Origin of the sequence: Allobosea sp. Root483D1, from assembly GCF_001429505.1 — a bacterium.
Taxonomy (GTDB): Bacteria; Pseudomonadota; Alphaproteobacteria; order Rhizobiales; family Beijerinckiaceae; genus Allobosea.
Map to the genome: position 1 here is coordinate 490,078 of NZ_LMJW01000011.1, position 19,675 is coordinate 509,752.

The following is a 19,675-nucleotide window of genomic DNA, read 5'->3' on the forward strand; positions in this document are numbered from 1 at the left end:
AAGCGATGCTCAAGGGCAGCGGCCTGCTCTCGCTCTGGAACGGCGTCGATGCCAACAGGCGCGGCGAGTACGATCTCTGGCATACGCGCGAGCATGTTCCGGAGCGGCTCGCCATCCCCGGCATGCTGCGGGCCCGCCGCTATCATCGCGGCGAGGGGCCGCTGCCGGAATTCCTGACGCTCTACGAACTCGACGACAACGGCGTGCTCGACAGCGCGGCTTACCGGGCGCTGCTGCAGAACCCGACGCCGTGGTCGCGCAGCATGCGCCCGTCCTTCCGCGGCTTCTTCCGCGTCGGTCATCTCATTGAGCTGAGCCGCGGCGGCGGGGTCGGCGGCGCGCTGATGGCGACGGTCTTCGACGATGCCACGGCGCCGGAAGGTGGCTGGGAGGCGATAGCGGAGCTCGCGCTGCGCAAGACCGCCGCGACGGCGGTCCATGTCCTGGCAAAGGATCCCGCGGTCGCGCCGGTGCCGTTCACGGTTCCGTCCGGGTCAGGGGCGGCCTATGCCGATGGCGCGGCGCTGATGGTCGAATGCCATGACCGCGAGCGCCTCGCCGACATCGCCGCCATGCTGGATGCTGCGCTCGACGCGCATGGCCTCGCGCAAGGCCGGGAGTCCTGGACCGACTACGATCTCGCCTATGTACTCGGCCGGGACGAGCTCGCTTCCGTCGTGCCTTTGTCGGAGGCTCCCGGCTGAACCTTGGCCGCCCTTGCCGCCGCGGTCTTGGGATGGCGCGCGATCGCTTGCAGCAGCATGCGTTGCAGTTGCAGGGCCGGGCGGGGGAGCTGGACGCCGTCCCTCGCGATGATGCCGACGGTGCGCCGGATCAGCGGGGCGGTGATCGGGATGACGCGCAATTCCGTGCTCGGCGGGATGGCGAGGCGCGGCAGCACGGTGATGGCGATGCCGCTGGCGACGAAGCAGGCGGCCATGTTGACGCGCTGGACCTCATAGGCCCAGTCGAGCCGCTCGCCGAAGGTGCCGAGGCTCTCGCTCAGCATGAAGCCGTGGCTCGTGGTGGTGGCGACGCGCGCCAGCGGATGGCCGACGAGATCGGCCCAGGTCAGTTCTTGGCGCTCCGCCAGCGGATGGCCGGCCGGGACGGCGGCGACGAAATCCTCCTCGAACAGGGGTCGGGATTTCTGGGTCCAGAGCTGGGCGCCAAGGATGGTGAGGGCGAACTGCGCCTCACCCGAGGCGACGCGCTCGCGCAGCGCCGCCGCCGGCTCGTCGAAGACCGTGACCGAGACGCCCGGATGGCGCTGGCGGAACTCGCGCAGCACCTCCGGCAGGAAATGCTCGCCGAGCGAGCCGAGACAGCCGACAGAGACCCGCTCCTGCGCCTGCCGGCCCTCGCGCTTCAGGTTGTCGTAGAGGCTCGAAAGCCGCATCAGCGCATCGCGCGCCTCGGGGAAGAAATCCTGTCCGGCTCGGGTCAGGCTGAGGCTGCGGGTGGTGCGCTGGAACAGGATGACGCCGACATCCTCCTCCAGCTTGCGGATGCGATGGCTCAGGGCCGTCTGCGACAGCCGCATCGCCTCGGCGGCGCGGCGAAAGCTGCCGAACTCCGCGATCTGGATGAAGGCTTCGAGCCCGGCGACATCCATCGCGTCATCTCCGATTGAGCAATTATGCTCATGAATAAGGCCATCAAATTCATTTGAACAGGGTATGACGGCGATCCTATCCTCGCTGCCATGAGGCCGCTGCCGGGCGTGGCGCGCCACGTCGCGACGACGCCCGGAGGCAAGGCCCCCTTGGGGAAACGGACCATGGGATCAATGGAAGGCGAGGGAGGACGGCTGTTCTTCCGCTCCGAAACCTTCGACACGCAGAAATTCGACCGCCGCCGCCCGTCCGACAAGATGGTCGCGGAGCCGGCGCGCAATCTTCCCGTCCATACCGAATGCGACGTGCTGGTCGTCGGTGGCGGGCCGGCCGGGACGGCGGCCGCCGTCGCGGCGGCCCGGCTCGGCGCCGATGTCGTGCTGCTCGAGCGCTACAATCATCTCGGCGGGCTCTCGACCGGCGGCCTCGTCATCTGGATCGACCGGATGAGCGACTGGCAGGGCCGGCACGTCATCCGCGGCTTTGCCGAAGAGCTGCTGGCGCGGCTGACCCGCGACAGGATCGCCGGGCCTGAGCCGGCGGAATGGGGCTCGCACGATCCCGAGCGCGTCGCCTATTGGGGCCAGCGCAACGCGGCCTTCAACGGCACGGTGACCCATGCGCCGACGCTCGACCCGGAATGGCTCAAGGCGGAATCGCTCGCCATGGTGCTGGAGGCCGGCGTCCACCCGATCTTTCATGGCTGGGGCGCGAGCCCGATCATGGACGGGCGACGTGTCGCCGGCTGTGCCTTCGAGAGCAAGGAGGGGCGGCGCGCCATCCTCGCCCGCGCGACGGTCGATGCGACCGGCGACGGTGATCTCTATGCCGGCGCGGGCTCGGCCTACGACACCGAGGTCGACGCCCGCGACATCCATGGCTGCATGAACACCTCATGGCTGTTCGGCGGCGTCGACATGAAGGCCTTCCTGCGCTTCAGGGCGCAGACGCCGGAGCAGTTCACGCAGTTTATGGTGCGCGGGCGCGAGGAACTGCGCTTCTTCGACAAGCCGTCGGTGTCCTGGCGCGACGACATCGCCGTCTTCATGGGGCCGCGCCTCGCCGGCTATTCGGCGCTCAAGGTCGAGGATCTCTCCGAGGTCGAGATCAGGAGCCACCGGCTGATGCTGAAGCATCTCGCCTTCTACCGCACCCATGCGCCGGGGTTCTCGGATGCCTTCATCATGCTGTCGGGCTCGCAGCTCGGTGTCCGGCATGGCCGGCGCCTCGCCGGGCGCGGCAAGCTGACGCGCGAGAACTGGGACGGCGCCGTGGCGCCCGACGAGATCGGCGTCTCGCCCTCGCTGGCGCCGAAATTCCAGAATGTTTCGGTGCCTTATGGTGCGATCGTGCCGCTGGAGGTCGACGGGCTGCTGGCGCCCGGCCGCCATCTCTCCTGCGACGCCACGAGCCATTCCTTCATGCGCGAGATCCCGCAATGCTGGTTGACCGGCCAGGCCGCCGGCGTCGCCGCGGCCATCGCCGCCGACCGGGCGTTGACGCCGAGCGAGGTGCCGATCGCCGATTTGCGGGCCGCGCTCCTTGTGCAGGGCGCCTATCTCAGCGCGGTTCCCGCGATGGCGGAAGGATGAGCATGCGCCAGCCGCGCCGTCGCGCGGTTGACGAGACCTTGTGAGCAGGCCGAAGAAGCTTGCCGGACATTGAAGGGAAAGCGGCGGCAAGCCGCTCCCAAGGGGAGGACCAAGGATGTCGATTCGATTTGCTTTCTGGCGTGGCGCGTGCGCCGCCCTGTGTCTCGGTCTCGCCGGCGTATCGCCCGCCCTGGCGCAGGCGCCGGCGCTGAAGCCGCTCGACCCGCCGCAGGCGGTGCGCGTCGCCTATGTGCCGATCATGAAGTTCGCCACCGCCTATGTCGCGGAGGCGCGCGGGCTCTTCAAGAAATACGGGCTCGACGTCAAGCTCGACAGCGTCAAGTCCGGTACCGAGGCGATCGCCTTCCTCGACAAGGGCTCGGTCGATGTCGGCGGTATCTCGATCGTCGCCTCGCTCTGGTCGGCCTGGAATCGCGGGCTCGACATCAGGGTGATCGCGCCCGGCGCGCTCGATCCGATGACGGACGGGCCGACCAAGCTGATCGTCCGCAAGGATTTGCTCGACAGCGGCGCGGTCAAGACGGTGGCCGATCTCAAGGGCAAGCGCATCGCCGCGGCCGGCGGGCCGGGCAGCGGCGGCGAATATTTCGTCAGCAAGGCGCTGGAGAGCGCCAAGCTCACCCTGCGTGACGCGCAATTGCTCAATGTCGGCAACGCCGATATGCCAGCTGCGATGGAGGGCAAATCGGTCGATGCGGTGCTGACCTCCTCGCCCTATTCCGACCAGATCCTCAAGGCGGGAACCGGCAAGCTCCTGATGCAGGACATCACGCCCGGGCTGATGACCGTCGCCTTCGTCGCCTCCGGCAAGTTCATCAAGGAGCGGCCGGACGTGGCCGAGCGCTTCGTGCTGGCGATGACCGAGGCAGCCCGGCTGATGCAGGGCGCGGACTATCTCTCGCAGGCCAATATGGATGCCTATCTCAAGTTCACGGCATCGACGCCGGAGGCGATCAGGGGCGGCGGCGCCATCGTCTTCGACCCCAACATGGCGATCCCGACCGCCGGCCTCGCCGACATCGAGCGCGTCCATCGCGAGAACGGCCGGACCGAATACGAGAAGCCGCTCGACATGGCCAAGGCGATCGACGAGCGCTTCGCCACAAAGGCGATCGAGACCCTCGGCAAGGTCGCTCCCGCCAAGTGACGAGCACTCGGCTGCCAGCCCGGAGGGCCGAGCGATGACGGTCGCCATGCAGGCCGTGGCCGCGCCGAAGATCGGCGCGCGCCATGTCAGCAAGCATTATCCCACAGTCGACGGGGTCATGGTCGCGCTCGAGGATTTCTCACTCGACGTCGCCGATGGCGAGTTCGTCTGCATCGTCGGCCCGTCCGGCTGCGGCAAGTCGACCTTCCTGCGCATGGTGGCGGGGCTGGAATCGATTTCGCAGGGCGCGATCGAAATCAGGCCCGGCACCGACGCCGCCAAGCCCTTGAACAGCGTCGTCTTCCAGGAATATGCGATCTTTCCCTGGAAGACGCTGGCCGACAATGTCGCCTTCGGTCTGCAGATGCGCGGCGTCGGACGCAAGGAGCGGCTCGACACGGCCCGCTTCTGGCTCGACCGCGTCGGCCTTTCCAAATTCGCCGATTATTACCCGCACCAGATCTCGGGCGGCATGAAGCAGCGCGTCAGCATCATCAGGGCGCTCGCCAACGATCCCGAGGTGCTGCTGATGGACGAGCCGCTCGGCGCGCTCGACGCCCAGACCCGCGTGGTGATCCAGGAGGAGCTGCTGCGGATCTGGGAGGAGACACGCAAGACCGTGCTCTACATCACCCACAGCCTCGACGAAGCCGTGCTGCTCGGCGACCGCGTCATCCTGATGAGCGCCCAGCCCGGCCGGCATCTTGCGACCTTCAAGATCGATCTGCCGCGCCCGCGCAGCATCGCAACGACGAACCTGCCTCGTTTCGCCGAATACCGCGCCGCGATCTGGGAGCAGCTCAGCGCCGAGGTGACCCGGGCGATGGAGGTGCGGCCATGACCATCACCTCCGCGAACGAGATCGAGGCCAGCCGGGACGCCGCTCCGCGTGCCGCGGTCGGTAGCAACGACCGGCGCGCTCTGGTCCTGCTCGTTGCCGGCGGGCTGGCGGCGCATGCGCTACTCGCCCTGTTCGGCCTCTGGCGCGCCGTCGCCTGGCCGGCGATCGGTCTCAGCTTCATCCTGCTCGTTCTGATCGGCGAGCGTGCCGGCCGGATCGTGCCGGTGCGGGGCAGGGGGCTCTACGAGCGCACGCTCGCCTTCGGCTTTCCGGCGCTGGTGCTGCTGACCTGGCAGCTCGCCGGCGATTACGGCCTGCTCAACACCACCTGGTTCCCGCAGCCCTCGCGCATCGCCGTCGGGCTCTGGGACCTGACGGTGCGCTATGACCGCTTCTCCGGCACCAGCCTGCTCGGCCGGCCCTGGCTGATCCCCGAGGTCTATGCCGCCGACGGCATGGCCGGCGTCTGGAAGCTTCTGTCGGAGAGCCACCTTCTGGCGACGATCGGTCGCGTGCTCGGCGGCTTCCTCCTCGGCGCGGTGCCCGGCGTACTGCTCGGCGTCGTCATGGGCATGAACCAGACGGTCCGGCTGATGCTCGATACGACGCTGTCGGCGATCTATGTCCTGCCGAAGATCGCGATCTTCCCGATCGTGATGCTGATGTTCGCCGACCCGTTCGGCGAGGCGCCGAAGATCGTCGTGGTCGCGCTCGCCGTCTTCATCCTGATGGCGATCAACACGATGGCCGGCGTCCGGGGCATCGACAAGGTCTACCTGATGGCCGGCCGCAACTACGGCGCCAAGGGCTGGTCGATGCTGCGCCATGTGATCCTACCCGGCGCCATGCCGGTGATCTTCGCCGGCCTGCGCATCGCGCTCGGCACGGCGATGATCGTGATCATCTCGGTCGAGTTCCTGCGCGCCAAGCAGGGCGTAGGCTACATCACCTTCTATTACTGGGAGGTGCTCAACCCCGAGAAGATGTATGCCGGCCTCGTCGTGGTGATGATGCTGGGCGTGCTGCTGACCTACGCGCTGCAATCGCTGCAGCGCCGGCTGATGCCGTGGCAGCAATGAGACGCAAGGCTGCCATGAAGGTCGCATTGGTGACCGGCGCCGCCGGCGCCGTCGGGAGGGCGGCGGCGAAGATGCTGGCCGCCGACGGCTTTGATGTCGTGCTGGCGGATCGCGCGGCGGAGCGAACGCAGGCGATCTGCGCGGAGATCCAGCGCGAGCATGGCACGCAGGCCGTGGTCGAAGCGGTCGACCTGCTGGAGGAGGGTGCGCCGCACCGGCTGGTCGCGCGCGTGGAAGAGCGCTTCGGTCGCCTCGACTGCCTCGTCAACAATGCCGGGATGACGGGCGCGCCGCGGATCGGCGAGGTCGACCTCTCCGTCTGGAACGCCGTGCTGGCGCTGAACCTGACCGTGCCGATGCTGCTCTGCCAGGTGGCGCAGCCCCTGATGAAGCGAAGCGGCGGCGGCAGCATCGTCAATGTCGCTTCGCGGGTCTACCTCGCCGGCACCGGCGTCGCCTACACCGCGAGCAAGACCGGCCTGATCGGGCTGACGCGGGTGCTGGCCGTGCAACTCGGCCCCGACCAGATCCGCGTCAACGCCGTCGCGCCGAGCTTCCTCAACACCCCGTTCAACGACAAGCTCGTGCGCGAGAACGCCGGTCTCACCGCCTCTTTCCGCAGGATGTCGCCGCTCGGCCGGGTCGGCACTCCCGAGGATGTCGCCGGCGCGATCGCCTTCCTCGCCTCGCCGCGAGCGAGCTTCATCACCGGCGACGTCATCCATGTCTGCGGCGGCACCCACCTCGCGCCGCAGCCGGGTCCGGTCGAAGCCGAGCCCGATTCAGTCCAGTAGCGGGCTGAACTGATCGAGCGATTGGCGGGTGGCGCGGCCGCTCGCCCTGCGGCCGGGCATCGGCTCGATGCTGTAGCGCCTGGCCATCTTCAGGATATGCGTGTTGAGCGCGGCCAGGGCGCCCGGCAGGTCACCGGTCTCGAGCTTCTCGATGATGTCGAAATGCTCGGCGCTCGCCTCGTTCCTGACGGAGGCGGTCGACCTGTGCGAGCGCAGCGCCGAGACCTTGCTGGAGATCAGGCGATAGGCGTTGATGAGATAGGGGTTGGCGCTGTTCTCGATCGCCGCGAGGTGGAACTCGGTGTCGGCATTGGCGCTGCCGTAGTGATCGTCGGCCCCAATGGCCTCGTGCATCTTGCGGGCGGCGGCGGCCATGGCGGCGAGGGTCTCGTTGCGCTTGCGGGCCATTGCGAGGCTCAGCGCCTCGGCCTCGACCATGCGGCGGAACTCGCAGAGATTCTCGATGTCCTCCCGCGTCGGCAGGAAGACGAAGCTGCCGCGCTGCGGCCTGATGTCGATCAGGCCCTCTTGCTCCAGCGCCGTCAGCGCCTCGTGGACCGGGCTGCGGCTGACCCCGAGCCTGGAGGCGAGCTTGTCCTCCGACAAGGCGTCGCCGAGCTCGACCTCGCCGTCGAGAATGGCTCGGCGCAGCCGCTCGGTGACGCGCGCCGTCAACAGCCCTCGTGGCCTTGACTCCACAGCGATGGACTCCCCGTCTTACCGGATGCCAGCTCGCATCGAACGAGACGAGCAGTATCCGCAACCGTGCATTGTCAGTCAGAAGAGCGGTCTTCCGGCAACCGCCCTCCTGTCAAGTCGGCAACGAATCGAGAAATCGTCGTGTCGCGTCCATTCCCCGTTGCGCCTTTGCCGTGAAGCTCAGTCCCGCGACGCTCGCATGCGGGGTCTCGACGCTGATCCAGATGTCGTCCGGAAGCGTCGCCATCAGCTCCTGCAGCCAGAGATCGCCCTCGCCCGGCAGCAGCCGGGCACCGCGCGCCTCGGCGATGCAGTCCGCATCGGTGGCGGGCTGCGCGGCCGGTGCATCGCAGAGCTGGAGATAGAGGACGAGGTCGGCCTGGGCCGCGACACTGGCCGGGCTGCCGCCCGAGCGCGACAAATGCAGCGTGTCGAGGAGGATGCCGACATTCTCGCGGCCGGAGGCTCTTGCCAGATCGGCGGCGCCCTCGATCGTAGCGGCGCAGCGCCAGCGCATGAACTCGATCGCCATCTTGATGCCGTGCCGGGCCGCGACATCGGCGATCCGCCCGAGATTATCGGCCGCACGCGAGCTCTCGTGGTCTTCCGAGGCGATCTGCATCAGCGGCATGCCGAATTCCGCCGCGGTCTCGATCACCGGCAGCCAGGTTTCGACATCGGTCTGCGGCAGCAGGGTGAAGACCTCGCCATCGAGGAAGGAGACGCCGAGATCGGCGGCTACGCCCTTGATCTCTCGGATCAGGGGCTTGTCGCCGACGATCGGGTGGGCGAGCTCCAGGCCATGCGGCGCGATCAGCCGCAGGCCGGCGGCGTCATATCCGGCCGCGGCGGCGGCGCGCACATGCTCGACTGGCGGGCAGCCCTGGACGGTCAGGAAGGCGAGTGACAGGGGGTAGCGCTGGCGCACGACGAACTCCTCAATAGGTCGCGCGACCGCCGGAAATGTCGAAGACGGCGCCCGTCGAGAACGAGCACTCCTCCGAGGCGAGCCAGCAGACCAGCGCCGCGACCTCCTCCGCCTGCCCGAGGCGGCCCATCGGGATCTTCGAGGTGACGAAGGCCCTGAACTCCGGCGTCAGCTGGTTGAGCATCTCGGTCTCGATCGCCGCCGGCGTCACGCAGTTCACCACGATCGGCGTCGCCGCCAGCTCCTTGCCGATCGACTTGGTCAGGCCGATCACGCCCGCCTTCGAGGCCGAATAGGCGACCGCGTTCGGGTTGCCCTCCTTGCCGGCGATCGAGGCGAGATTGACGATGCGGCCATAGCCGGTCTTCAGCATCTCGCGCACCGCCGCCTGGCAGCAGTGGAAGACCGCGTCGAGGTTGAGCGACATGACGAAGCGCCAGCCCTCGGCCGGATACTCCGCGAACGGGGCGAGCGGGCCGTTATGGCCGGCGCAGGTGACGAGGATGCCGAGCGGACCGAGCTCGGCCACGACCTGGGCGGTGGCGGCAGTGACCGCGTCGGCATCGGTGACGTCGACCTTGTAGCCTCTCGCGTTCGGGAGCTTCGCCGCCGCCTGCTCGGCGCGGCCGGCATCGATGTCCCAAATCGCGACCTTGTGTCCCTTGGCGGCGAGCCGCTCGGCGATCGGAAAGCCCAACCCGCCCGCTCCTCCGGTCACGATCGCGACCCGAGCCGTTTCCGCTGCCTGCATCTGCCGTCCTCCCTGTCGGTGTGTCAGCGATTAACCGCTTGACTCATCCAACATACTAACATTCTAGTAGGCTAGATGGTGAGGAAACGATCCCCTTGTCAAGCCGCCGGAAACAGGCGGGCGGACAGCGGGGCGCCTGAGAGATGGATGCAATGGGACTGAAGGGATCGGCCTTCCTGGCGATCTGGCACGACATCGCGGACGGCCAGCATGGCGAATACATCGAGTGGCATACGCGGGAGCACATGCCCGAGCGCCTCTCGGTTCCGGGGTTCCGGACGGGCAAGCGCCTGCACGCGCCCGAGGCCGCCCGCTATGTCTTCGGCACCATCTATGCCGGCGATGACCTCGAGGTCTTCCGCTCGCCCGGCTATCTCGTCCGGCTGAACAATCCGACACCCTGGACGGCGGCGGTGGCGCCGAGCTTCCAGAACTTCCTGCGCGTCGCCTGCGAGCGTGTCGCCAGCGCCGGCACCGGCGATGGCGGCAGCATGGCGACCATCCGCTTCGATTTTGCGCATCCGGAGGCCGAGACCGCGCTCAGGCAGGCGGCGCAGAGCCTCGTCGAATTGATCTTGTCTCTCCCCGGCGTGTCCTGCGTCCATCTCGGCATCGCCCGCAACGAGGTGTCCGGGGTGCGTACCCGCGAGACCGAGTTGCGCAGCGCGATGGCCGAAAAAGGCTTTGACGCGGTGATCCTGGTCGAGGGCTCGCAGCGTGCCGGCCTCGAAGCGGCCCGGCCGGAGATCGAGCGCTTGGCGATTGCGACGGGGACGCTGACCGCGCCGGTCGTGGATCTCTATGAGACCGCCTTCAGCATCACCAGCGAGGACATGCAAGCCCAAGCCGGACAGGTGTCGGCATGAAGCGCATCCTGGTCACTGGCGGTGGCGGTTTCCTCGGGGGCTGGATTCTGAAGCGCCTGGCCGAGGACGGCCATGCGGTGCGGATCTTCGATCGCTCGACCGATCGCCGCGTGCTGCGCGAGATCGCCGGCGAGCGGGCCGAGCAGGCCGAGTGGGTCCAGGGCGACATCACCGACAATGCGGCCCTGGTCCAGGCGGCGCGCGGCTGCTCGTCGATCATCCACCTCGCCGCCCTGCTGACGCCGGCCTGCAAGGCCGATCCGGTCCTGGGGGCGCAAGTCAATCTGATCGGGACGCTCAACGTCTTCGCGGCGGCCAAGGCCAACGGCTTCTCGCAACTGGCCTATGCCAGCAGCGGCGCGGTCTTCGGCCCCGAGGACGGCGCAAAGCCGGAGCCGGTCACCCATTACGGTGCGTTCAAACTGGCGACCGAAGGCTGCGCCCGCGCCTATTGGCACGATGACGGCATCGCCAGTGTCGGCCTGCGCCCGACCATCGTCTATGGGCCGGGCCGCGAGATCGGCCTGACGGCCGGCCCGACGCTAGCCTGTCGCGCGGCGGTGGCCGGGCAGCCCTACACGATCGACTATTCCGGGGCGCAGGACCTGATCTTCGTCGCGGATGTCGCGGCGGCTTTCGCGGCGGCGGCGACAAAGCCGATCACTGGCGCGCACGCCTTCTCGCTGACTGGCGGGACCGCCGATGTCACGGATGTCATCGCGGCGATCAAGATGGAGGCGCCGGGCGCACAGATCGGCTTCGGCGGGCCGCCGGTGCCGATGGCGGCAGAGATCGCGCGGACACCGTTCGAGGCGGTTCTCGGACCGATCCCGCGGACCTCGCTGCGCGAGGGCATCGCCCGGACCGTCGCACATTATCGCGCGCTCGCGCCGACGGCGTGAGCGAGCCGCAAGGTGGGAGCACGCAAGCCGATCGAGGAGATTGCCGTCGCGAAACGGGGCTCGGAGCAGCCACCACAACAAGATCGCGACAGCAAGAGCTGGTGACGACACAACAACCCGGAGGAGGAATCATGTTGAGCAAGTTTTCGCGCCGTGCCGCGCTCGCGATGGTCGCGGGTCTCGGTCTCTTCGGCACCGTATCCCATGCCGACGCCCAGGCGCTGGAGAAGATCAAGAAGGCCGGTGTCATCCGCATCGGCGTCATGGGCGAGCAGGCGCCCTGGGGCTCGATCGACGCCAGCGGCCAGAACCTTGGCTACGACGTCGACGTCGCCCGGCTGATCGGCGAGGAGCTCGGCGTCAAGGTCGAGTTTGTGCCGAACGCGGTCGCCGCCCGCATCCCGAATCTCCTGACCAACAAGGTCGATCTGCAGATGGCGGTGATGGGGATGTACCCCGACCGGGCCAAGGCGGTGCAGTTCTCCAAGCCCTATTCCGGGCTGAAGATCATCCTTTTGTCGAGCAAGAAGAACAAGATCGAGAAGATCGAGGATGCCCGCAGCCTGCGCATCGGCGTGCCGCGCGGCGCCGCCCAGGACAAGGCGATCACCACGCTGCTTGGCGATGTCCCGAACATTCGCCGCTTCGACGACGACAGCTCGACCATGCAGGCGCTCGTCTCCGGGCAGGTCGACGCGATCGGCGGCAACACCACCTACAAGATCAATCTCGACAAGGCCTCGCCCGGCAACGATTTCGAGCAGAAGCTCGTCTTCAACGAGCAGTGGCAGGGCATCACCACCAAGCTCGGCGATGCCGAGATCAACACCTGGCTGAATCAGTTCATCGACAAGGCGACGGCCGATGGCCGGCTCGAGAAGATCAGCCAAAAATGGCTGGCCCAACCCCTGCCGACCTTCCCGGCCTCGGTCGAGGGCGTGCCCTTCACCGTCGCCAAGTAAGACGGCCCCGCCCTTGAGGCAGGCACTTCGAGCACGGCCGTATCCCGGCCGTGCCACTTCTCCCGCCGTGGCAGGGAACCGGAATGCGGACGATCTTCATCCTGAACGGGCCGAACCTCAATTTGCTGGGGCAGCGCGAGCCTGAGATCTACGGCCACACGACCCTGGACGAGATCCGCGGCTGGTGCGAGGCCGATGCGGCAGAGCTCGGCCTCGCGGTCGAGTTCCGCCAGTCGAATTTCGAGGGCGAGATCATCGAGGCGATCCACGCTGCGCGGACCAAGGCGGCGGGGATCATCATCAATCCGGCGGGCTACAGCTTCACCTCGATCGCCATCCTCGATGCGCTCAAGATGTTCGAGCGGCCGAAGATCGAATTGCATATCTCGAACATCCACCAGCGCGAGGCGATCTACCACAATTCGCTGGTCTCGAAGACCGCGACCGCCGTCATCGCCGGCCTCGGCGCCTATGGCTATCGGCTCGCTTTGCGCGCCATGGCGGAGATGACCCGATGATTTCATCGATGACGAAGACGATCCGCGGCGAAAACATCCCCGCTCTCGGGCTCGGCACCTTCGAACTGACCGGGCCGGCGGGCGAAACGGCGATCCGCGCCGCGATCGACCTCGGCTACCGGCAGATCGACACCGCGATCCGCTACGGCAACGAAGTCGAGGTCGGGCGGGCGATCCGCAGCTCCGGCGTGGCGCGGGCTGAGCTCTTTGTCACCACCAAGATCTGGTTCAACGACCTCAAGCCCGACATGGTGCACCAACGCGTCGGCGAGAGCCTGGAACGGCTTGGGCTCGACCAGGTCGACCTGCTGCTGGTCCATTGGCCGGCAAAGGATATTGCTCTTGGCGAGACCCTGGCGGCCTTCGCCGAGGAGAAGAGCAAAGGCCGGACCCGCCTGATCGGCGTCAGCAATTTCACGGTCGCGCTGCTCGACGAGGCGCTCGACGTGCACAGGGCCGAGCTGTTCTGCAATCAGGTCGAATACCATCCCTTCCTGTCGCAGGAGCGCCTGCTCACCCGGATGCGGCGCGCCGGCATGCTGCTCAATGCCTACCAGCCGATCGCGCGCGGCAAGGTCTTCGATTGCGAGCTGCTCAATGCGCTCGGCCGCAAATACGGCAAGAGCGCCGGACAGGTGACGCTGCGCTGGCTGGTCCAGCAGGACGGCGTCGGGGCGATCCCGCGCTCGTCCCGCCCCGAGAACATGCGCGCCAATCTCGACATCTTCGATTTCGAGCTGTCACCGGAGGACATGGCGGCGATCCACGGGCTTGCTAGCGGCCAACGCTATTCCAGCTTCGAGTGGGCACCCGATTGGGATGGCTGAAGACATGTGCGGAGCAACGGAGGCCCGATGACCCTCGATTTCAGCGTCGTCACGAACGCCTGGCAATCGCTGTTGCTGGGAACGTTCGGGACTTTGTTCCTGGCCTTCTCGGGCATGGCCATCGCCATGATCGTAGGCATCCTGGGCGTGGTTGTGCTCAGGATGCAGCTCTGGCTTCCCTCGCTACTGGTCAACGCCTTCATCGAGATCGTGCGCAATACGCCGTTCCTGGTGCAGATCTTCTTCCTGTTCTTCGCCTTGCCGCTGGCCGGCGTCCGCCTGAACCCGACGGTCACGGCGATTCTCGCGCTCGGCCTCAACGGGGGCGCCTACGCCATCGAGATCATCCGTGGCGGTGTCGAGAGCGTCCCGAAGGGGCAGACCGAGGCCGGTCTCGCGCTTGGCCTGCACAAGCACGAGGTCTTCCGGCTGATCGTGCTGACACCGGCCCTGCGCGCGATCTATCCCTCGCTGGCCAGCCAATTCATCCTGCTGACGCTGACCACCGCGATCTGCACCTCGATCTCCGCCTATGAACTGACCTCGGTCGGCCAGAGGATCGAGGCGGAAACCTTCCGCAGCTTCGAGACCTATTTCACCCTCACCGGCATCTATCTGGTGATCTCGCTGGTGACGATGTGGCTGCTCGCCGCCATCGGCCGCCGGGCCTTCAGCTATCCGCTGCGCTGAGGAGGTCGAGTTGGGCGTCCAGGAATTCACCTATCTGCTGCAGGGCCTGCTCTGGACCTTGCTGCTCGCCGCGATCGGCTTTGCCGGCGGCATCGTCTTCGGCGTCGTCGTCGCGTTGATGCGGGTGTCGGCGTCGCCCTGGCTGCGGCTCCCGGCGATCGGTTGGATCGGCCTGTTCCAGGGCACGCCGCTGCTGATGCAGCTGTTCGTCGCCTATTTCGGCCTGCCTCTGCTTGGTTTCGATGTGCCGGCCTGGGCCGCCGTCTCGGTGGCATTGACGGCGCACGCCTCGGCTTTCCTCGGCGAGATCTGGCGCGGCGCGATCCAGGCCGTGCCACAGGGTCAGAGCGAAGCCGCCAATGCGCTCGGGCTTTCCGCGCGCAGCCGCATGGTCGACGTGATCATGCCCCAGGCCTTCAAATTGTCGCTGCCCGCGACCGTCGGCTTCCTCGTGCAGTTGCTGAAGGGGACCTCGCTTGCCGCGATCGTCGGCTTCATCGAGCTGACCCGGGCCGGCACCATCGTGTCGAATCAGATCTACAAGCCATTGCTCGTCTTCGGCGTGGTCGGGGCGTTGTACTTCGCCCTGTGCTGGCCGCTCTCGCTCTGGGGCCGCAGGCTCGAGCGGAAGATGGCGGCCGCGGCGGCGAAATAAGGGGATGACCGTGACCGAGCCCAACACCGGCGATCGCGCCGCCGCTCCGATGATCGAGATGCGGCATGTCGAGAAATTCTATGGCCCCTTTCATGCTCTCAAGGACGTCAACCTCCGCGTGACCAAGGGCGAGAAGATCGTGCTCTGCGGCCCCTCGGGCTCGGGCAAGTCGACGCTGATCCGCTGCATCAATCACCTCGAAGCGATCAAGAGCGGCGAGATCACCGTCGCCGGCCACCGGCTGACCGACAGCCAGAAGGCGGTCGATGCGGTGCGCCGCGAAGTCGGCATGGTGTTCCAGCAGTTCAACCTGTTCCCGCACAAAACGGTGCTGGAGAACTGCATCCTCGCCCCGATGCGGGTGCGCGGCCTGTCACATAGCGAGGCGGAGGCGACGGCGCGGAAATATCTGGAGCGGGTCCGCATCGGCGACCAGGCGGCGAAGTATCCGGCGCAGCTCTCCGGCGGGCAGCAGCAGCGCGTCGCGATCGCACGAGCCTTGTGCCTGGAGCCGAAGGCCATGCTGTTCGACGAGCCGACCTCGGCGCTAGACCCCGAAATGGTCAAGGAAGTCCTCGACACCATGGTTTCGCTCGCCCGCGACGGCATGACCATGATCTGCGTGACACATGAGATGGGTTTCGCCCGGCAGGTGGCGGACCGCGTCATCTTCATGGCCGACGGCGCCATCGTCGAGGAGAACGATCCGGAGAGCTTCTTCCGGGCCCCGGCACATGCCCGCACCCGTGCCTTCCTCGGCGAGATCCTGCATCATTAGGGCTGCCCTGGCGGCAAGAGTCGGCAACTCACCCGGCCGGCGCGGGCCTGACCTTGTCCCTCGCCTGTTGCACGAGCGGCGACAGTGCTGACGCATCGGTCTTGAAGCCGGTGCGGAAATCCTCGCGCATGCGCTTCGTCCAGAACTGATTGATGTGATCGGCGATCGCGGCGATCGCCTCCTCGTCCGGGTAGGACTTGAAGAAGTCACTGATCTGATTGGCCATGGAGGCGAGCTTGGCGAGGTTCTCGCTCGCATGATCCCGGGTCATCGCTTCGCTGCTCTCGATCATCTCACTTCGCTCCCCACGGGGTCGGCGAGGCGTCCGGCGAAAACGGTCGCGGAATCGGCCCGGGCGATGCAGACCAGGGTCAGGCCGAGCGCGTTCGCCCGCTCGATCGCCAGCGAGGTCGGCGCCGAGATCGTGACCAGGGTACCAGCGCCGAAGATCGCCGCCTTCTCGACCATCTCGAACGAAGCGCGGCTGGTGACCAGCACGAAGCCGTCGCTCGCATCATGGCCGGCGCGCAGGCGGGCGCCGATCAGCTTGTCCAAGGCATTGTGTCGCCCGACATCCTCGCGCACCGCCAGGATCGCGCCGTCGCGGTCGCACCAGGCTGCGGCATGGACCGAGCGGGTCAGGCGGTGCAGCGGCTGCCGTAGCTCGAGCGCGCACAGTGCTGCGCCGATCGCCGCGGGCGCGATCGGTGTTGCTGCGGCAGTACGGGTCTCCGCGGTCGGCAGGTCGGCCAGCCCTTCGACGCCGCAGAGCCCGCAGGAGGTTCGGCCCGAGAGGTTGCGGCGGCGGGCGAGATGCTCGCGGAAGCGACCGGGCGCCAGCTCGACGGTGACGACGAGGCCCTCCGCCTGCGGCGTGAGCACGATCCCCCTGATCTCGTCGACGTCGCCGACGATGCCCTCGGTCAGGCTGAAGCCGGCGACGAAATCCTCGATGTCGGACGGTGTCGCCATCATCACCGCATAAGGCAGGTTGCCGTAGACGATGTTGATCGGAGCCTCGACAGCGACCTCGGCGCTCGCGTCCAGGGCCTGATCTGCCGCGCCGAAGCGCACGGTCCGGACGGCGACCGCATGGCTCGCCGGCGGCTGGGCGGGCGGGCTATTCCGCGGCATCGGGCAAGCGTCCCGCGATCAGGCGCAGCGAGACATCCTGCTCGCGATTACGCTCCTGCCATTCGGAATAATAATTCGTCCTGCGGACCTCGACCGCGGTGACCTTGTATTCCGGGCAGTTCGTCGCCCAGTCGGAATAGTCGGTGGTGATGACGTTGGCGCCGGTCTCGGCGTGGTGGAAGGTGGTGTAGACTACGCCCGGCTGCACTCGCTCGGTGATCTCGGCCCGCAGCGAGATGTCGCCGGAGCGGCTGGCGAGCGCGACGAGATCGCCAGCCTTGATGCCGCGGCTTTCGGCATCGAAGGGGTGGATCTCAAGCATATCCTCGTCATGCCAGGCCTGGTTCTCCGTGCGCCTGGTCTGCGCGCCGACATTGTATTGCGAGAGGATGCGCCCGGTCGTCAGGATCAGCGGATAGCGCGGGCCGGTGCGTTCCTGCGTCGGCACGTATTCGGTGATCATGAACTTGCCCTTGCCGCGCACGAAGCGGTCGACATGCATCAGCGGCGTGCCGGTCGGCGCCTTGTCGTTGCAGGGCCACTGCACCGAGCCGAGCTTTTCGAGCTTGTCGTAGCTCACGCCGGCGAAGCTCGGGGTCAGCCGCGCGATCTCGTCCATGATCTCGCTCGGGTGGCCATAGGCCATCTCGTAGCCGAGCGCCCGGGAGAGATCGATCGTCGCCTGCCATTCCGACTTGCCCGAGAGCGGCGCCATCACCTGGCGGACGCGGTTAATGCGGCGCTCGGCATTGGTGAAGGTCCCGTCCTTCTCCAGGAAGGAAGAGCCCGGCAGGAAGACATGGGCGTATTTTGCCGTCTCGTTCAGGAAGAGATCCTGGATGACGACGCATTCCATGGCGGCAAGGCCGGCTGTGACGTGCTGGGTGTTCGGATCGGACTGGGCGATGTCCTCGCCCTGGACATAGAGGCCCTTGAAGCTGCCGCCGACGGCTTCGTCGAGCATGTTGGGGATGCGCAGGCCCTGCTCGGCATCGAGCGGCACGCCCCACATCATCTCGAAAATCTGCCGTGTCGCGTCGTCGGCGACATGGCGGTAGCCGGTGAACTCGTGTGGGAAGGAGCCCATGTCGCAGGCGCCCTGGACATTGTTCTGCCCGCGCAGCGGATTGATGCCGACGCCGTCGCGGCCGATATTGCCGGTCGCCATGGCGAGATTGGCCATTGCCATCACCGTGGTCGAGCCCTGGCTGTGCTCGGTGACTCCGAGGCCGTAATAGATCGCGCCGTTGCCGCCCAGGGCGTAAAGCCGCGCCGCGGCGCGGACATCGGCGGCCGGCACCCCGGTGAACCCCTCGCTCGCTTCCGGGGAATTGCGCTCCTCGGCGACGAAACGGGCCCAGATCTCGAAATCGGCGAGATCGCAGCGCTCGCGGACATAATCCTCGTCGATCAGCCCCTCGGTCACCACGACATGCGAGATTGCATTGAGCAGCGCGACATTGGTGCCCGGCTTCAGTTGCAGGTGATAATCGGCCTTGATGTGCGGCGACTTGACGAGGTCGATCCGGCGCGGATCGGCGACGATCAGCCGGGCGCCCTCACGCAGGCGCTTTTTCATGCGTGAGGCGAAGACCGGATGGCCGTCGGTCGGGTTGGCGCCGATGACGATGATCACATCGGATTTCGCGACCGACTTGAAATCCTGCGTGCCGGCCGATGTGCCCAGCGTGGTCTTCAGGCCGTAGCCAGTTGGCGAATGGCAGACGCGGGCGCAGGTATCGACATTGTTGTTGCGGAAGGCGGCACGCACCAGCTTCTGGACGAGGAAGACCTCCTCATTGGTGCAGCGCGACGAGGTGATGGCGCCGACCGATTCCCGGCCGTATTTGGCCTGGATGCGCTTGAACTCGCTGGCGGCGTAGTCGGTCGCCTCCTCCCAGGAGACCTCGCGCCAAGGGTCGGTGATCTTGGCGCGGATCATCGGCTTGGTCATGCGGTCCTTGTGGGTCGCATAGCCCCAGGCGAAGCGGCCCTTGACGCAGGAATGGCCTTCGTTCGCCTTGCCGTCCTTGTAGGGCACCATCCGCACGACGCGGTCGCCCTGCATCTCCGCCTTGAACGAGCAGCCGACCCCGCAATAGGCGCAGGTCGTGACCTTGGAATGCTCGGGCTGGCCGAGCTCGATCACCTTGTTCTCCATCAGCGTCGCGGTCGGGCAGGCCTGGACGCAGGCGCCGCAGGAGACGCATTCGGAGCCGAGGAAATCGGTCGGGCCCGCGGCGACGCGCGAATCGAAGCCGCGGCCGGTGATCGTCAGCGCGAAGGTGCCCTGCACCTCGGCGCAGGCGCGGACGCAGCGATTGCAGACGATGCACTTGCTGGGATCATAGGTAAAATAGGGGTTCGATGTGTCCTTGGGCAGCCAGTTCTCGTTGGCGTAGCCTTCGGCGGCCGCCGGCTTGACGTGGTTCTCGCCGTCATAGCCGTAGCGCACCTCGCGCAGGCCGACCGCACCTGCCATGTCCTGCAGTTCGCAGTCGCCATTGGCCGAGCAGGTCAGGCAGTCGAGCGGGTGATCGGAGATGTAGAGCTCCATCACGCCCTTGCGCAGGGCGGAGAGGTTCTCCGTTTGGGTGCGCACCTTCATGCCATCTTCTGCTGGAGTGGTGCAGGACGCGGGAGTGCCGCGCCGTCCCTCGATCTCGACCAGGCAAAGCCGGCAGGAGCCGAAGGGTTCGAGCGAGTCGGTGGCGCAGAGCTTCGGGATCTTGGTGCCGACGCTCATTGCCGCCGCCATCACCGAGGTGCCGGCCGGGACCGTGACGCTCTCGCCGTCGATGGTCAGCGTCACCGTCTTCTCGGCGAGCCGGATCGGCGTTCCGAAATCGATTTCCTTGATCAGGCTCATCGATGC

General features: G+C 67.0%; 21 protein-coding genes. 14 read left to right on the plus strand and 7 right to left on the minus strand.

The features are described 5' to 3' along the window. Nucleotides 1-5: 5 nt before the first annotated feature. On the plus strand, nt 6-704 hold the full coding sequence (locus ASE66_RS12155) for a hypothetical protein (protein WP_057189848.1): 699 nt from the start codon (nt 6-8) through the stop codon (nt 702-704). Here the strand turns inward: ASE66_RS12155 and ASE66_RS12160 are convergent. After that, nucleotides 644-1,615, minus strand: coding sequence for a LysR family transcriptional regulator (locus ASE66_RS12160; RefSeq protein ID WP_057189849.1), 972 nt, complete (start codon nt 1,613-1,615; stop codon nt 644-646). The two genes, ASE66_RS12155 and ASE66_RS12160, sit on opposite strands and share 61 nt — an antisense overlap. 165 nt (nt 1,616-1,780) lie before the next feature. Between ASE66_RS12160 and ASE66_RS12165 the strand changes: the two genes are divergently transcribed. From ASE66_RS12165 to ASE66_RS12185, 5 genes are all read left to right on the plus strand, one after another. Next, complete coding sequence (locus ASE66_RS12165; RefSeq protein WP_057189850.1) at nt 1,781-3,208, plus strand: FAD-dependent oxidoreductase; 1,428 nt, start codon at nt 1,781-1,783, stop codon at nt 3,206-3,208. Nucleotides 3,209-3,323: 115 nt separating this feature from the next. After that, nucleotides 3,324-4,376, plus strand: coding sequence for an ABC transporter substrate-binding protein (locus ASE66_RS12170; protein ID WP_057189851.1), 1,053 nt, complete (start codon nt 3,324-3,326; stop codon nt 4,374-4,376). A gap of 34 nt (nt 4,377-4,410) precedes the next feature. After that, on the plus strand, nt 4,411-5,217 hold the full coding sequence (locus ASE66_RS12175; RefSeq protein WP_057189852.1) for an ABC transporter ATP-binding protein: 807 nt from the start codon (nt 4,411-4,413) through the stop codon (nt 5,215-5,217). Then, complete coding sequence (locus ASE66_RS12180; protein ID WP_057189853.1) at nt 5,214-6,296, plus strand: ABC transporter permease; 1,083 nt, start codon at nt 5,214-5,216, stop codon at nt 6,294-6,296. Before ASE66_RS12175 ends, ASE66_RS12180 begins: the two co-directional genes overlap by 4 nt. A gap of 14 nt (nt 6,297-6,310) precedes the next feature. Further along, the gene (locus ASE66_RS12185) at nt 6,311-7,090 is read left to right on the plus strand and encodes an SDR family NAD(P)-dependent oxidoreductase (RefSeq protein WP_057189854.1); all 780 of its coding nucleotides are present in this window, start codon (nt 6,311-6,313) and stop codon (nt 7,088-7,090) included. Here ASE66_RS12185 and ASE66_RS12190 read toward each other — a convergent pair. The 3 genes from ASE66_RS12190 to ASE66_RS12200 all read right to left on the minus strand — a co-directional run bounded on the left by ASE66_RS12190 (nt 7,079) and on the right by ASE66_RS12200 (nt 9,468). Then, nucleotides 7,079-7,765, minus strand: coding sequence for a GntR family transcriptional regulator (locus ASE66_RS12190; RefSeq protein WP_057189855.1), 687 nt, complete (start codon nt 7,763-7,765; stop codon nt 7,079-7,081). The two genes, ASE66_RS12185 and ASE66_RS12190, sit on opposite strands and share 12 nt — an antisense overlap. A 136-nt stretch (nt 7,766-7,901) precedes the next feature. Continuing rightward, nucleotides 7,902-8,717 (minus strand): sugar phosphate isomerase/epimerase family protein, encoded by an 816-nt coding sequence (locus tag ASE66_RS12195; RefSeq protein ID WP_057189856.1) that lies wholly within the window; start codon nt 8,715-8,717, stop codon nt 7,902-7,904. A gap of 10 nt (nt 8,718-8,727) precedes the next feature. Further along, complete coding sequence (locus tag ASE66_RS12200) at nt 8,728-9,468, minus strand: SDR family NAD(P)-dependent oxidoreductase (protein WP_057189857.1); 741 nt, start codon at nt 9,466-9,468, stop codon at nt 8,728-8,730. Between the two features lie 152 nt (nt 9,469-9,620). On the opposite strand from ASE66_RS12200, the gene ASE66_RS12205 reads away from it, so the two are divergent. From ASE66_RS12205 to ASE66_RS12240, 8 genes are all read left to right on the plus strand, one after another. Then, complete coding sequence (locus tag ASE66_RS12205; protein WP_057189858.1) at nt 9,621-10,334, plus strand: hypothetical protein; 714 nt, start codon at nt 9,621-9,623, stop codon at nt 10,332-10,334. Continuing rightward, nucleotides 10,331-11,236 carry an NAD-dependent epimerase/dehydratase family protein gene (locus tag ASE66_RS12210; protein ID WP_057189859.1) on the plus strand — a complete coding sequence of 302 codons (906 nt, stop codon included), beginning with the start codon at nt 10,331-10,333 and terminating at the stop codon, nt 11,234-11,236. The genes ASE66_RS12205 and ASE66_RS12210 overlap by 4 nt, the downstream gene beginning before the upstream one ends. A gap of 131 nt (nt 11,237-11,367) precedes the next feature. Further along, the gene (locus ASE66_RS12215) at nt 11,368-12,198 is read left to right on the plus strand and encodes a transporter substrate-binding domain-containing protein (protein ID WP_057189860.1); all 831 of its coding nucleotides are present in this window, start codon (nt 11,368-11,370) and stop codon (nt 12,196-12,198) included. Nucleotides 12,199-12,281: 83 nt separating this feature from the next. Then, nucleotides 12,282-12,716, plus strand: coding sequence for a type II 3-dehydroquinate dehydratase (gene aroQ / locus ASE66_RS12220; RefSeq protein WP_057189861.1), 435 nt, complete (start codon nt 12,282-12,284; stop codon nt 12,714-12,716). Nucleotides 12,717-12,724: 8 nt separating this feature from the next. Next, nucleotides 12,725-13,543, plus strand: coding sequence for an aldo/keto reductase (locus tag ASE66_RS12225; protein WP_156412114.1), 819 nt, complete (start codon nt 12,725-12,727; stop codon nt 13,541-13,543). A gap of 27 nt (nt 13,544-13,570) precedes the next feature. Beyond that, nucleotides 13,571-14,233, plus strand: a complete 663-nt coding sequence (locus tag ASE66_RS12230; RefSeq protein WP_057189863.1) for an amino acid ABC transporter permease — start codon at nt 13,571-13,573, stop codon at nt 14,231-14,233. Between the two features lie 10 nt (nt 14,234-14,243). Continuing rightward, nucleotides 14,244-14,888 (plus strand): amino acid ABC transporter permease, encoded by a 645-nt coding sequence (locus ASE66_RS12235; RefSeq protein WP_057189864.1) that lies wholly within the window; start codon nt 14,244-14,246, stop codon nt 14,886-14,888. Between the two features lie 58 nt (nt 14,889-14,946). Beyond that, on the plus strand, nt 14,947-15,666 hold the full coding sequence (locus tag ASE66_RS12240; protein WP_057189933.1) for an amino acid ABC transporter ATP-binding protein: 720 nt from the start codon (nt 14,947-14,949) through the stop codon (nt 15,664-15,666). A gap of 28 nt (nt 15,667-15,694) precedes the next feature. Here the strand turns inward: ASE66_RS12240 and ASE66_RS12245 are convergent, their stop codons facing one another. From ASE66_RS12245 to fdhF, 3 genes are read right to left on the minus strand one after another with little or no spacing between them, the layout of a single operon-like run. After that, complete coding sequence (locus tag ASE66_RS12245) at nt 15,695-15,958, minus strand: formate dehydrogenase subunit delta (protein ID WP_244494880.1); 264 nt, start codon at nt 15,956-15,958, stop codon at nt 15,695-15,697. Further along, complete coding sequence (gene fdhD, locus ASE66_RS12250) at nt 15,955-16,800, minus strand: formate dehydrogenase accessory sulfurtransferase FdhD (protein WP_057189865.1); 846 nt, start codon at nt 16,798-16,800, stop codon at nt 15,955-15,957. Before fdhD ends, ASE66_RS12245 begins: the two co-directional genes overlap by 4 nt. Then, entirely contained in the window at nt 16,787-19,669 is a 2,883-nt protein-coding gene (fdhF, locus tag ASE66_RS12255; protein ID WP_057189866.1) for a formate dehydrogenase subunit alpha, read from the minus strand. The genes fdhD and fdhF overlap by 14 nt, the downstream gene beginning before the upstream one ends. Nucleotides 19,670-19,675 lie beyond the last annotated feature (6 nt).

Excerpts from the sequence above, each read along its gene's own strand:
- fdhD (WP_057189865.1), bottom strand. The coding sequence starts at position 16,800 with ATGCCGCGGAATAGCCCGCCCGCCCAGCCGCCGGCGAGCCATGCGGTC.
- ASE66_RS12245 (WP_244494880.1), bottom strand. The coding sequence starts at position 15,958 with ATGATCGAGAGCAGCGAAGCGATGACCCGGGATCATGCGAGCGAGAAC.
- ASE66_RS12215 (WP_057189860.1), top strand. The coding sequence starts at position 11,368 with ATGTTGAGCAAGTTTTCGCGCCGTGCCGCGCTCGCGATGGTCGCGGGT.
- ASE66_RS12175 (WP_057189852.1), top strand. The coding sequence starts at position 4,411 with ATGACGGTCGCCATGCAGGCCGTGGCCGCGCCGAAGATCGGCGCGCGC.
- ASE66_RS12230 (WP_057189863.1), top strand. The coding sequence starts at position 13,571 with ATGACCCTCGATTTCAGCGTCGTCACGAACGCCTGGCAATCGCTGTTG.
- ASE66_RS12200 (WP_057189857.1), bottom strand. The coding sequence starts at position 9,468 with ATGCAGGCAGCGGAAACGGCTCGGGTCGCGATCGTGACCGGAGGAGCG.
- ASE66_RS12225 (WP_156412114.1), top strand. The coding sequence starts at position 12,725 with ATGACGAAGACGATCCGCGGCGAAAACATCCCCGCTCTCGGGCTCGGC.
- ASE66_RS12160 (WP_057189849.1), bottom strand. The coding sequence starts at position 1,615 with ATGGATGTCGCCGGGCTCGAAGCCTTCATCCAGATCGCGGAGTTCGGC.
- ASE66_RS12185 (WP_057189854.1), top strand. The coding sequence starts at position 6,311 with ATGAAGGTCGCATTGGTGACCGGCGCCGCCGGCGCCGTCGGGAGGGCG.
- ASE66_RS12210 (WP_057189859.1), top strand. The coding sequence starts at position 10,331 with ATGAAGCGCATCCTGGTCACTGGCGGTGGCGGTTTCCTCGGGGGCTGG.
- ASE66_RS12170 (WP_057189851.1), top strand. The coding sequence starts at position 3,324 with ATGTCGATTCGATTTGCTTTCTGGCGTGGCGCGTGCGCCGCCCTGTGT.
- fdhF (WP_057189866.1), bottom strand. The coding sequence starts at position 19,669 with ATGAGCCTGATCAAGGAAATCGATTTCGGAACGCCGATCCGGCTCGCC.
- ASE66_RS12205 (WP_057189858.1), top strand. The coding sequence starts at position 9,621 with ATGGGACTGAAGGGATCGGCCTTCCTGGCGATCTGGCACGACATCGCG.
- aroQ (WP_057189861.1), top strand. The coding sequence starts at position 12,282 with ATGCGGACGATCTTCATCCTGAACGGGCCGAACCTCAATTTGCTGGGG.
- ASE66_RS12180 (WP_057189853.1), top strand. The coding sequence starts at position 5,214 with ATGACCATCACCTCCGCGAACGAGATCGAGGCCAGCCGGGACGCCGCT.
- ASE66_RS12155 (WP_057189848.1), top strand. The coding sequence starts at position 6 with ATGCTCAAGGGCAGCGGCCTGCTCTCGCTCTGGAACGGCGTCGATGCC.
- ASE66_RS12240 (WP_057189933.1), top strand. The coding sequence starts at position 14,947 with ATGCGGCATGTCGAGAAATTCTATGGCCCCTTTCATGCTCTCAAGGAC.
- ASE66_RS12165 (WP_057189850.1), top strand. The coding sequence starts at position 1,781 with ATGGGATCAATGGAAGGCGAGGGAGGACGGCTGTTCTTCCGCTCCGAA.